Origin of the sequence: Mycobacterium sp., assembly GCF_032162105.1 — a bacterium.
In the GTDB taxonomy this organism is placed as follows: domain Bacteria; phylum Actinomycetota; class Actinomycetes; order Mycobacteriales; family Mycobacteriaceae; genus Mycobacterium.
Genome location: NZ_JAVRPS010000680.1, coordinates 1 through 12,634, shown reverse-complemented (window position 1 = coordinate 12,634; position 12,634 = coordinate 1). Strand labels below are relative to the sequence as shown.

General features: G+C 65.4%; 10 protein-coding genes. 3 read left to right on the top strand and 7 right to left on the bottom strand.

Features of this window, described 5'->3' with window-relative positions; translation table 11 throughout:
- The 3 genes from QOC69_RS34255 to QOC69_RS34245 all read left to right on the top strand — a co-directional run.
- Positions 1 to 2,508, top strand: a 2,508-nt coding sequence (locus QOC69_RS34255; RefSeq protein WP_526446990.1) for an MMPL/RND family transporter, incomplete at its 5' end; no start/stop codon positions are given.
- The gene (locus QOC69_RS34250) at positions 2,505 to 2,978 is read left to right on the top strand and encodes a DUF5078 domain-containing protein (protein WP_526446988.1); all 474 of its coding nucleotides are present in this window, start codon (positions 2,505 to 2,507) and stop codon (positions 2,976 to 2,978) included. The genes QOC69_RS34255 and QOC69_RS34250, both read left to right, overlap by 4 nt.
- A 133-nt stretch (positions 2,979 to 3,111) precedes the next feature.
- Positions 3,112 to 3,315: a cold-shock protein gene (locus tag QOC69_RS34245; protein ID WP_029115184.1), complete on the top strand. Its 204-nt coding sequence runs from the start codon at positions 3,112 to 3,114 to the stop codon at positions 3,313 to 3,315.
- 140 nt (positions 3,316 to 3,455) lie between these two features.
- On the opposite strand, the gene QOC69_RS34240 is transcribed toward QOC69_RS34245, so the two are convergent.
- The 7 genes from QOC69_RS34240 to QOC69_RS34210 form a co-directional block, all read right to left on the bottom strand.
- Entirely contained in the window at positions 3,456 to 4,349 is an 894-nt protein-coding gene (locus tag QOC69_RS34240; protein WP_526446985.1) for a mycobacterial-type methylenetetrahydrofolate reductase, read from the bottom strand.
- 221 nt (positions 4,350 to 4,570) lie between these two features.
- A complete protein-coding gene (locus QOC69_RS34235) occupies positions 4,571 to 6,355 on the bottom strand; it encodes a hypothetical protein (protein ID WP_526446983.1) in 1,785 nt (594 codons plus the stop codon).
- A 139-nt stretch (positions 6,356 to 6,494) separates the two neighbouring features.
- Complete coding sequence (locus tag QOC69_RS34230) at positions 6,495 to 8,114, bottom strand: ABC transporter ATP-binding protein (RefSeq protein ID WP_526446981.1); 1,620 nt, start codon at positions 8,112 to 8,114, stop codon at positions 6,495 to 6,497.
- On the bottom strand, positions 8,111 to 9,022 hold the full coding sequence (locus QOC69_RS34225; protein WP_526446979.1) for an ABC transporter permease: 912 nt from the start codon (positions 9,020 to 9,022) through the stop codon (positions 8,111 to 8,113). Before QOC69_RS34225 ends, QOC69_RS34230 begins: the two co-directional genes overlap by 4 nt.
- Positions 9,019 to 9,987, bottom strand: a complete 969-nt coding sequence (locus QOC69_RS34220) for an ABC transporter permease (RefSeq protein ID WP_526446992.1) — start codon at positions 9,985 to 9,987, stop codon at positions 9,019 to 9,021. Before QOC69_RS34220 ends, QOC69_RS34225 begins: the two co-directional genes overlap by 4 nt.
- A 2-nt stretch (positions 9,988 to 9,989) precedes the next feature.
- On the bottom strand, positions 9,990 to 11,513 hold the full coding sequence (locus QOC69_RS34215; protein WP_526446977.1) for an ABC transporter substrate-binding protein: 1,524 nt from the start codon (positions 11,511 to 11,513) through the stop codon (positions 9,990 to 9,992).
- A gap of 133 nt (positions 11,514 to 11,646) precedes the next feature.
- The coding region (locus tag QOC69_RS34210; RefSeq protein WP_526446975.1) for an ABC transporter permease at positions 11,647 to 12,634 on the bottom strand (988 nt) is incomplete at its 5' end.

Below are 12,634 nucleotides of genomic sequence, written 5' to 3'. Positions count from 1 at the left end.
ACCGGCGCCGGTTCCCAGAGCAACGACGGCAAGGCCGCCTACGTCCAGGTGTACCTCGCAGGCAACATGGGCGAGGCCCTGGCCAACGAATCCGTCGAGGCCGTCCAGAAGATCGTCGACAGTGTCCAGGCGCCGAACGGCGTGAAGGCCTACGTGACGGGGCCGGCGGCACTGCAGGCCGACCAGCACATCGCCGGCGACCGAAGTATGCAGCTCATCGAGCTGGTCACGTTCTCGGTCATCATCGTCCTGCTGCTGCTCGTCTACCGGTCGATCGTCACCGTGGGCATCGTGCTGTTGATGGTCGTGCTCCAATTGGCCGCCGCCCGCGGCGTGGTGGCATTCCTCGGCTACTACGACATCATCGGGCTCTCGACCTTCGCAACCAACCTCCTCGTCACACTCGCGATAGCCGCGGCAACCGACTACGCGATCTTCCTCATCGGCCGATATCAGGAAGCACGCGGGGCCGGCGAGGATCGAGAATCGGCCTACTACACCATGTTTGGCGGCACGGCCCACGTCATCCTGGGCTCCGGCATGACCATCGCCGGTGCGACCTTCTGCCTGCACTTCACGAATCTCCCGTACTTCCAGACACTCGGCATCCCGCTGGCCATCGGCATGGTGATCTGCGTCAGCGCCGCACTCAGCCTCGGGCCCGCGGTGATCACGGTGGCCAGCCACTTCGGTCTCCTGGAGCCCAAGCGGGCGATGCGGGTCCGGGGATGGCGCAAGATCGGCGCCGCCGTCGTGCGGTGGCCCGGTCCCATCCTGGTCGGGACGATCGCGTTGGCTCTGGTCGGCCTGCTCACCCTGCCCGGCTACCGAACCAACTACAACGATCGCAACTACCTTCCCCAGGACCTACCGTCCAACGAGGGTTATGCGGCCGCCGACCGGCACTTCTCGCAGGCCAGGATGAACCCCGAACTGCTGATGATCGAAAGCGATCACGACCTGCGGAATTCGGCCGACTTCCTGGTGATCGACAAGATCGCCAAGGGCGTCTTCCGGGTGCCAGGTATTGCTCGGGTGCAGGCGATCACGCGGCCGCTGGGAACTCCCATCGAGCACACGTCGATCCCGTTCCAGATCAGCATGAACGGCACCACCCAGAAGATGAATGAGAAGTACAACCAGGGTGTCATGGCCAACATGCTCAAACAGGCCGACGACATGCAGTCGACCATCGACACGATGACGAAGATGTCGAGCATCACGGCCGAGATGGCCGGCGTCATGCACACCATGGTCGCCAAGATGAAGGGTATGACGATCGACATCGCCGAGTTGCGGGACAACATCTCCAACTTCGACGACTTCTTCCGGCCGCTGCGCAACTACTTCTATTGGGAACCGCACTGCTTCAACATTCCCGTCTGCTGGTCGATCCGGTCCATCTTCGACACCCTGGACGGCATCGACACGATGACCACCGACATCCAGGAACTCATTCCGACCATGGAACGCCTGGACGTGCTCATGCCACAGATGGTCGCTCTGATGCCGCCCATGATCGACACCATGAAGAACATGAAGCGGATCATGCTGACCATGTATGCGACCCAAAAGGGTATGCAGGACCAGCAATCCGCGATGCAGGACAACCAGAGCGCCATGGGTGAGGCGTTCGACGCATCGAAGAACGACGATTCGTTCTACCTGCCGCCCGAGGCCTTCGACAATCCCGAGTTCAAACGGGGCATGAAGAACTTCATCTCGCCGGACGGCAAGTCGGTGCGCTTCATCATCTCCCACGAGGGCGATCCGATGACGCAGGAGGGCATCTCGCACATCGATGCCATCAAGCAAGCCGCCAAGGAAGCCGTCAAGGGAACACCATTGGAGGGGTCCAAGATCTACCTCGCCGGTACGGCGGCGACGTTCAAGGACATGTCCGACGGCTCGACCTTCGACCTGATGATCGCCGCCATCTCCGCGCTCGCCCTGATCTTCATCATCATGTTGATCATCACGCGAAGCGTGGTCGCGTCCGCCGTCATCGTGGGCACGGTGGTGTTGTCGCTGGGCGCCTCGTTCGGACTCTCGGTGCTCATCTGGCAGCACATCATCGGGATCGAGTTGCACTGGATGGTGCTGGCGATGTCCGTCATCATCCTGTTGGCCGTCGGCGCCGACTACAACCTGCTGCTGGTAGCCCGGTTCAAAGAGGAGATACACGCCGGGTTGAAAACCGGCATCATCCGCGCGATGGGCGGCACCGGGTCGGTGGTGACCTCTGCGGGGCTGGTGTTCGCCTTCACGATGATGTCCATGGCGGTCAGTGAACTGACCGTGATCGGGCAGGTCGGTACTACCATCGGTCTGGGTCTGCTGTTCGACACCCTGATCGTCCGGTCACTGATGACACCGTCGATCGCCGCCCTTCTCGGCAAGTGGTTCTGGTGGCCACAAGCCGTGCGGTCGCGGCCGGTGCCTGTGCCGTGGCCGTCGCCACCAAAGGACCCCGAACCAGTCCCATCGGCTCCAGGAGGATCTTCATGATGAAGGACATTCGCAATCTCGTGCTTCGTAGCGGTCTGGCGGTCGCCGCGTGTGGCGTGCTGGCGACCGGACTGGCCGGACCGGCCTCGGCCGATTCGACCGAGGACTATCCGATCCCGAAGAAGATGCTCCACACCACGTGCGACACCGAGCAGTACCTGCAGGCGGCTCGCGACACCAGCCCGGTGTACTTCGAGCGGTACATGTTGGACAAGAGCAACCGGCCCGCCGACATCCAGCAGATGGCCGAGGACCGCATCCACTGGTTCTTCTCGCTGGACTACGCCGCCCGCCGCCAGTACTCCGAGGACACCGCCACCAACCCCTACTACGAGCAGGTGGCCACGCACTGGGGCAACTGGGCGAAGGTCTTCTTCAACAACAAGGGCGTGGTGGCGAAGGCCACCGACGTGTGCATGAACTACCCGGCGGGCGACATGTCGGTGTGGGACTGGCCGGTCGCTCCCTGATCTCAGCAACGTGGCTCACGCCGGCGCCAAAGCGGGAAAGTTGATTGTTCCGACAGGATAGCGATCGGTGCTAGACTCCTCGCATGGGTGTATCTTATTACGCTCATTCAGTAAGAAGAAAGAAGTAAACAGTATGACACAGGGAACTGTGAAATGGTTCAATGCCGAAAAGGGCTTCGGCTTCATCTCGCCTGATGGCGGCGCGCAGGACGTGTTCGTTCATCATTCCGAGATCCAAAGCGAAGGCTACCGGTCGCTCGACGAGAACCAGCGGGTTCAGTTCGAGATCGCCCAGGGCGCCAAGGGTCCCCAGGCAGTCGGCGTAACCGCCGTCTAAGACGCTTGCGAAATTCCCTGCGCTGAACGATCGGATGCATTTCCGATCACAGCGCAGGGTTTTTTGTTTCTTTGGGACCGAAACTACGGCGGAGTGAATCCGCCATTTCTCGAAGAATTCTTCCGAAGGTTTCGGTCTGTTCAGACCCGCGTCGGCGACCAGTAGGCGAGCATCTCGCCGAAGGTGTCGAAGGCCGCCTTGTTGACTCCGTATGCCGCTTCGAAGTGGATGCTCAGCGGGAACCCGAGGTCGCCGACACCGTCGATGACCCGCTTGTACAAGTCGACCATCAGCTGACGCCGTTGCGCCGGTTCGGTGCCGGCCAGCGACCTGACGAACTCCTGCTCGGCGGCGACCGCCTCGTTCCCTGGATCCTGGATGAGCCAGTTGATCAGACCGACGCGATCCTCGACCTTCGGCACGAAGCCGAACGACAACAGGATCTCCGGCCGGTGGTCCGTGTTCTTCGCGAACTCGTTGAGAAAGCCCACGATCGAGTCGGAGTACAGCAGCTGGGTCATGCCGTAGTTCGCACCCTGTTTGCACTTGAAGTCGAATCGGCCCTGCTCACCGTCGCGGGTGGGGATCAGAATCACGCCGCGGTTCCCCACCAACTCGTCGAAGATCGACAGGGCGTCGGTCGGCGCGACGCCGGAACCCTCGCCGTCGTTCATGGTGCGTGGCACGCCGACGAAGGCGATGCCCTCGATCCCGCTGTCGCCCAGGGCGGTCAACCGATGGCGCAGGGTCGGCTCGTCCATGAAGGCGGTGACCTGAGTACACAGCCCCTTCACTCCTGGCAACTCCGGCTTGATGATCGACCAGAAGTCGAGCACGTCCATCCTCGGCTTCATCTCGATGGGCCGGTCGTCGTCCTCCTCGATCATTCCTGGCATCATGACGTGCCGGATCGTTCCCTCGAGGCCGGACTCCGCGGAACTCCGCAGCACTTTCTGCGCCTCTTCCAAGGCCTGTTCGCGACCGTGTTCCACGTTGGGCGGTACGAGTTCGAGCGCGATGGTGCTAAGGGTCACGTGACTGCTCCTCATCAGGGGTTCTCGTCGCCGCGGCACGTAGACCGTGACGACGCCTCACCGCGCTGTGAGATACGACCATTGACTAGTTTAGCTAACGAGTACGTCCGGCGGGTGAGCCGGGCGCGGGGGTCTGCCCTGCGGATTACCGATCAGCTAACCATGTGACCCGACGACGCTCGTTCCCACCCCGGGTCCGGGGTGGGAACGGGCGGGCGTTCTCAGTGCCGCGCGCGACGACGCCCGAGCAGTACCGCCCAGCCCACCGCAGCGAGGCTCAGTGCGCCCAGCACCACCGCCGTCGCCAGGAGGAACAGGTCCCGGCCGACGAAGCCGGCAGGCGATTCATCCGAGGCCAGCCTCAGTTGGTAGTCGCCAGGCAACGGCCCCTCGCGTGGCTCGTCGAGACCCGGGAACTGCTGGGTCCGGTGCACCTCGAATTGCCGTTCGCCAGTGGGGGTCTGCTTCCACTCCCCCCATGCCGGGGTCACACCGTCGAGCAGAACCTTGCGCTCGCCGTACTGCCTGTCGTCACCGACGTCGACGATGCGCTGCACCCGGAAGGGCTGATAGACCTGGTTGTTCGAGTAGCGCACCTGAACGGGCACGTTGTCGTACCGGAACAACGGCGGCGGAGGCGGCGGCAACGGCAACCCGATACCCGGGTAGTAGCCGCCGCCGAAGAAGCTGCCCACCGCCACGTTGACGGCCTGGTTGATCGTGTTGGTGACGATGGCCGTGAAGCTGTACGCGGCGAACTGGGCCACCTCCAGGATGATCCTTGCCAGAGGCGGGATGTACACGATCCGAGGAGCGTTCTGGTAGATGTAGATGATCTTGACCGGGTTCCGGTACGGGTTGGAGAGCACGGGGCGGTAGTAGTCGTCGTACTCCACCCAGTTCGGGTCCCATTGCCGCACGTTGCGATCCCACTTGCGGTCGCCACCGGGGAAGAAGTCGTCGTTCCTGCGGTCACCGTTCCCGTTCTGAGCGTTCCTGACGTCCCTGTCGAAGTTCGGCAGGTCGATCACCTTCGCGATCGCGTCGACGTCCTGCTTCGGGGCCGGGACCGGTTCGGGCTGCTCAACGGGTTTAGCACTCTTGGCCAACACCACGTCCTGTTCGGGCGCCTTCAGCGTCTGCGGCTCGAGGGTCGCGATCTCCTTCGCGGCCTGCGAGACGCTCGATGACGCCGTCCGCCCTGCCGACGAAGTGGGCTCGGCGCTACTGGACCCGGCCTCGGACGTCGGCGACGCGCTGGTTTCGGCCGACGGGTCCCCGCTCCTGGCCGGCGCCTGGCTGGTTTCGGTGCTCGGGGCGACCAGCGCCGGCGAGGGCGGCGTCGACCCGGCCGACGGCGGCGGGGAGACGCTGGTGGTCACCGGCGAGGACGACGGGTCCGGCGCCGCGCTCTTCTCGGTCGACGTGGCCGGCGCTTGCTCGGTGACGGACGGGCGCGCGATCCGAGGCGAGGGCGGTTCAGCGCTGGTCGCGGGTGCACTCGCCGCCGTGGTCGGTGCGACCGTCGAGAGCTTGGGCGCCGGCGCCTGTGTCGACGGCTGTGTCGCCGGGGCCTGCGTCACCGGCGACTGTGTCACCGGGGCCTGTGTCTGAGGTGGCGCCTGGACGATTGCCGGTGCCTGTGTCTGTGTCACCGGTGCCTGCACGACCGGCGGCGCTTCGGTGACCTTGGGCGGGGGCGGAGCTTCGACGCTCGGGGGTGCCACCTGCACTGGGGGCGCCACCTGTACCGGGGGCGCAGCGGGCGGTTCGGCGACGACCGGTGCCTGCTGCTGGGGCTTCGGTGCCGGCGCCTCCTCCGGGGCCTTCGCTTCGGGGGCCGGCTCTGGCACGGCGACAGTGGTCGTCGGCGAGACCGGGTCGGTCTTCGGATCGGCGAATGCCGGCGCAATGCCCGTCGTCATCGCCGTGAGGGAGATCACCACTCCCGATGCCAGGGCGGCGACGACGTTTCGCCGACCACGAATCTTCAACGGTGCGTCCATCCTGCAACTACTCCTCTGTGCCATGCGCAGCCATCTCCCCCGAGGCTGGTCCGGGACCAGCAGCTGCCGCGGCGCTTCTTCCGCTCTACACATCAATCGGGGGTCCGGCGGATTCGTTACAGCGGCTAAGCGATGGAAATCAGCGCAGCGCGCGACGCGGTTGTGCCGGTGGTACCGCCGCCAAGAGAGTGCGGGTGTACTCCTGCTCCGGCGACTCGAAGAGTTCAGCGGCAGGCCGGTATTCGACGCCCTCGCCTGCGCGCATGACCAGCACGTCATGGCTCATCCGCTGGATCACCGCCAGGTCGTGACCGATGAACAGGAAGGTCAGGCCAAGCTCCTGCTGAAGGTCGGCCAGCAGCGCGAGCACCCGCGCCTGCACCGACACGTCGAGTGACGCCGTGGACTCGTCGAGGATCATCAACTCGGGCTCGACGGCGAGCGCCCGCGCGATGCTCACCCGTTGCCGTTGGCCACCGGAGAGCTCGTGCGGATAGCGCGACGCGAAGGATGCGGGCAGTCCGACCAGGTCGAACAGCTCCGCAATGCGCGTCCGGCGCGAGGCCTTGCCGTTGACCAGCCGGTGCACGATCAGCGGTTCACCCACCGCGGCCCCCACCGGAGTGCGGGGATCCAGCGACGAGAACGGGTCCTGGAAGACCAGGCTGATCTGTCGACGGAGTGTCTTCTCGTCCTTTCTGCGGACCGTGAACACGTCGGTGCCGTCCAAGAGCGCGCGACCGGCGTCCGGCTTCACCAATCCGGTGAGCGCGGCCGCCACGGTCGACTTGCCCGATCCCGACTCGCCGACCAATCCCAGCGTGGTGCCGCGCCGGATCTGGAACGACAGATCCTTCACCGCGTGGACCGTCGTCCGGCCGACCGGTGTGGTGACCGGGAACCGGACGTCGAGGCCGTCCACGTCCAGCAGGACCGCGCTGTCCCCCGACGCAGGCGGAGGACCGTTGCCTCCCACGAGTGGGCGAGCCTCGAGGAGTTCGCGGGTGTAGGGCTGTTGCGGACGGTCGAACACGTCGAGGACCGGCGCCTGCTCCACCGCCTCACCGTCGTGCATCACGGTCACGTCGTCGGCGACCTGTCCGATGACTCCCAGGTCGTGGCTGATCCACACCACGGCCGTGCCGAAGTCGCGTTGCAGCTCGCGCACCAGATCGATGATCTGCGCCTGGGTGGTGACGTCGAGCGACGTGGTCGGCTCGTCGGCGATGAGCAGTTCGGGGTCACACGCCAGGGCGATCGCGACCATCACCCGCTGGCGCTGGCCGCCCGACAGCTGGTGCGGGTACGAATGCAGGCGGGTCTCCGGGTCGGGCAGGCCGACCGCATCGAGAAGCTCGAGCGCGCGTGCTCGCGCCTCCCGGGGAGTTTGACGGCGATGCGCCTCAAGGGATTCCGTGATCTGGCGCTCCAGGGTAAGCAACGGGTTCAACGACGTTCCTGGGTCCTGGAACACGAAGCCGATTCTGCCGCCGTGCACACTGCGCAGCGCCCGCGGTGACGCTCCGACGAGCTCGACTGAACCTCCCTCGCCGGCAATGGCACTCGAGCCGGTGACGACGGCGCCTGGCGCGTCGAGCAGTCCGGTCGCCGCGAGCACCGTCATGGACTTGCCCGACCCGGATTCGCCGACGATGCCCAAGGTCTGCTCGGGCTGGACCTGCAACGAGATGCCGCGGACGAGGTGGCGCTTGCCGATCCGCACGTGCAGGTCGGCGACGTTGAGTACGGGGTCGCTCATCGCTGCCTCCGCGCTTCCAGCATCGTGCGTTGTTTGGGGTCGAGCACGTCGCGCAGACCGTCTCCGAACAGATTGAACGCGAGCGCGATCACGAAGATGGCCGCGCCGGGGAACACGGCCATCCACCAGGCGAGGGTGACGAAGCCCTGCGAGTCGAAGATCATCCGGCCCAGCGACGGTTGGGGCGGCTGAATGCCCAACCCCAGGAACGACAATGCCGCCTCGGACAGGATGGCGAAGGCCAGCGACAGCGACGACTGCACGACCAGCGGCCCGGTAATGTTCGGCAGAATGTGGCGAGTGAGGATGTACGCGTGCCCTGTGCCCATGGTGCGGGACACCGCGACGTAGGGCTCGGTTCGCACGCTGAGCGTGCTGGCCCGGGCCACCCGCGCGAAGATCGGTGTGTAGACGACCCCGATCGCCAGCATCGTGGTGGTGACACCGGGCCCCAGGATCGAGACGATCGCCAACGCCAGCAACAGCACCGGAAATGCGAACATCACGTCGATGACGCGCATGAACACCGTGTCCACCCAGCCGCCGCGATAGCCGGCGATGATCCCGATGACCACGCCGACCACGACGGCGAAGGCCACGCTGACCACGGCAACGCCCATCGAGGCCTGGATGGCGACCAGCACGCGGGACAGGACGTCGCGGCCTAGCTCATCGGTGCCGAACCAGTGTGCGCCACTGGGGTTTTGCAGTGCGCTCGGCACGTCGACGTCGTTGATGCCATAGGGGGCGATCCACTGGGCGCTGACCGCGACGACGAGCACTACGGCCAAGGCCACCGCGCTGGCCAACGTGACCGGATTGCCCACCAGGAGCCGCCAGGAGGCGATTCTCCCCGTGTCTTCAGTGTCCTCGGTGTCCGCGGTGTCCTCGATCGACTGGTCGGTCACGAGAGCCGGATCCTCGGGTCGACCACCGCGTAGAGCAGATCCACTAGCAGGTTGATGAGCAGGAACAGGACGGCGATCAGCAGCACCGCGCCCTGGATCACCGGGTAGTCGCGGGCGGCGACGGCGTTGTAGACCAGCCGGCCCAACCCCGGCCAGGCGAACACCACCTCCACCACGATCACACCGCCGAGGATGGTGGCGAGCTGGATCCCGGTGATGGTGAGGATGGGAACCAGCGCGTTGCGGACGGTGTGGCGGAACGTCACCACCCGCGGGGACAGGCCCTTCGAGCGTGCGGTGCGCACGTAACCCATTGCCGCGACGTCGAGTACGGCCGAGCGGATGTATCGCGTCAGAATGGCGGCGGCCACCAGCCCGACGGTGAGGCCGGGCAGGACGAGGTGCTGCAACCACCCGCCTGGATCGCTGAGCAACGGTCGATAGCCCGACGTCGGGAGCCAGCCGAGAGTGGTCGAGAACAACGCGATGAGCAGAATGGCCATCCAGAAGTCGGGCACGGAGACGCCGAACTGGCTTGTCACCCGCACGATTCCGTCACTGATCCTGCCTTCGTGAAGCGCCGACCAGATACCGGCAGGCAGCGCGATCAGCAGGGCGATGACGATGCCCACGACGGCCAGCGACGCGGTGGCCGGCAGTCGGTCCAGGAGGATCTCGGCCACCGGGTCACCGTTGCGGAAACTGACCCCGAGATCACCGGTGACCGCCGAGCCGGCGTAGCCGAAGAACTGCTGGATGATCGGCCGGTCGAGGCCGCTGGCCGACCGCAGCGCGTCGTAAGCCTCGGGTGTGTAGCGCGTGCCGAGCGCGATGCGCACCGGGTCGCCGGGCACCAGGTGCACCAACGCGAACACCACCACCAGCACGCCGAGCAGGACGATCAGCGAGTACGCCAGCCGGCGGGCGAGAAATCGCACGATCGGATGAGACGAGAACGCGGGCATGGTCATTCGGCGCCGCCTCGCGTCAGGCTGGCGGTCCGGAATCTGATCGCCCCGTCGCGCCGCGCCTCGTAACCCGACAGGCTGGTGGTCCAGGCCTGGATCACGGATGGGTTGTAGAGGTAGAGGTAGCTGACCTGGTCGGCGATGATCGTGGCCGCCTTGGCGTAATCAGCGTGGCGGGCTTGTTGATTCGTCTCCACCCGTCCGGCGTCGAGTAGCCGGTCCACGTCGGGGTTGGAGAACTTCTGGGCGTTGCTCGACCCGTCGGTGTGGTGCTGCGCGTAGTAGAAGTCGTCGGGATCGATGTTGCCGAGCCAGCCCATCATCAGCATGTCGAAGTTGCCGGTGTTCTGTTCGTCGAGCCAGGTCGCGAAGTCGACGGTGCGGATGTTGACCGTGATACCAAGGGGTTTGAGGTTGTCGGCGATCACCTGCGCCGCGGTCACCGTCTCCGGATACTCGCTGGTGACCAGCATGTCCAAGGTCTCGGGCGATGCTCCGGCCTCGGCGAGCAGGCTCTTGGCCTTCTCGATGTCGTAGCGGTAGGTGTCGTACGGGGTGTACCAAGGGTTGCCCTGGGGGATCGCCAACTGGTTCGCCGTCGCGGTGCCGTAGCTGGTCGCCTGCACGATCGCCTTCCGGTCGATGGCATAGGCGATGGCCTGACGTACCCGCGCGTCCTTCCACGGCTCGCGGGCCTCGTTCAGCGCGAGGTACCAGTAGTCATTGCCCGGAGTCACGGCGAGTTTGATGGAGTCGTCGTTCTTGAGTTGCGCGACGCGTTGGGTGGGTATCGAGTCGGTCCAGTCGATCTCGCCTGCTTGCAGGGCCGACAGTGCGGTAGACGGCTCGGAGATGAACCGGAACGTCACGCCAGGCACCTTCGGGCGGCCACCCCAGTAGTGCGGGTTGGCTGCCAGCATGATCGAGTCCCCGCTCTTCTGGGATGCGAACGCGAACGGCCCCGTACCGACCGGATGGGTGGCGATCTGGCCGCTCTCGACGTTCTTGCGCTGCACGATCGCCATGCCCTTGAAGCCGCCGAGGTTGGTCAACAGGTTCGGGGTGGGCTGCTTGACCCGGATGAGGACGGTGTCGTCGTCGGGTGCGCTGACGTCGGTTACGGCGCTGAACTTGTCGACGTTGGCCAGCTTCTCGTCGATGATGCGCCGGTAGGAGTACACGACGTCATCGGCGGTGAACGGGCTGCCGTCCTGGAACGTCACGCCCTTGCGCAGGTGGAAGATCCAGGTGAGCTGATCGGATGAGACAGTCCACGATTCGGCGAGCGCAGGCCGCATCTCCAGGTTCGCATCGGGTTCGACCAGCGTGTCGAACACGTTCTCGAGCACCTCGAAGGAGAAGTAGGCGCTGGTCTTCTGCGGATCGAGTTGGTCGGGTTCGCCCGCGATGGCGGCGATCAGGTTGCCCGACCCTTGTCCGAGGTCGACGCGCTGAGCCGGGGAACACGACACCGCCACCAGCAGCGCGACCATCGCCGCGATGACGGCCGCTCGTTGTCGCATTCTCTTCTCTCCGTGCGGACTCCGACATGGGCAGCGCCTTGTGTGGCGCCGATGCTGCGCTACCCGTCTTTACCCACTGAGCGGCATCTGCACACCTGACCCGGCGCGGCGCCCCGTCACGGCGTCGCCGTAGTCAGTCGGCGCTGATCGCCGCAACGATGTTGAGGCGGGCGGCGCGCAACGCGGGCGGCACGGAGCCCAGCAGGCAAATCACCAGTGCGCCCACGCTGATGGCGATCATCGCCGGACTCACCCGCCACGCGACGTCGATGCTGAGCACGTTCGTCAGGGCGAGGGAGATCAAGTATTGAATCGCGACGCCGATGAGCAGTCCCAAGAGTCCGCCGACGATGCCAATGCCTGCCGCTTCGGCGAGAATCGCCTTGAGGGTGAAGACGCGGTCGGCGCCCATCGCGCGCAGCACACCTATCTCGCGACGACGGTCCAGCACCGAGAGCATCAGTGTATTGAGCAGGGTGACCGCAGATACCACCACGACGATCCACGCGATGATCATGATGACGGCGATCACCTGATCGAGCGCGCTGCTGACGCCAGCCAGAGCCTCGTCGCCGGAGTAGACGAAGGCATCCTTTGACACGACATTGCGTATCGCCGCCCGCACTGCCTGCGGATCGGCGCCTGGGGCCACGGTGACCTCGAGGTCACTGGAACCAGGCCGGAGAAACCAGCCCTGCATCGAGTCCAGGCTCATGGCGATCGTGCCGGTGAGCCCTGAGAAGTACGGAACGAGCTCGAGTACCTGCACACGGCGCTCACCGGTCGGCGTCTGCAAGGTGACCTCGTCTCCGTCCGAGACGCCCATCGCATGACCGAGGTCACGCGACAGCGCGACTCCCTCTCCTGCGAGTAGCTTTTCGCGATCCCGCGCCGACATGGACGCGTAGATGTCCCGATGAGAGCCTGGCGCGATGCCGAGCAGCATGACCCGGGTTTCGCCGACGGTGGCGAACGCCATCTGGTCCGGCACCACTCTCGTGACGCCGGGCACGGCCCACACCCTGGACTCGGTGTCCGGTGGAAGCAGCGTGGTCGAGAAGTCGGTGGCGGCCGATGAACTGACCCACGCATCAGCATGCCCGATCGAAGCGAATGACGCG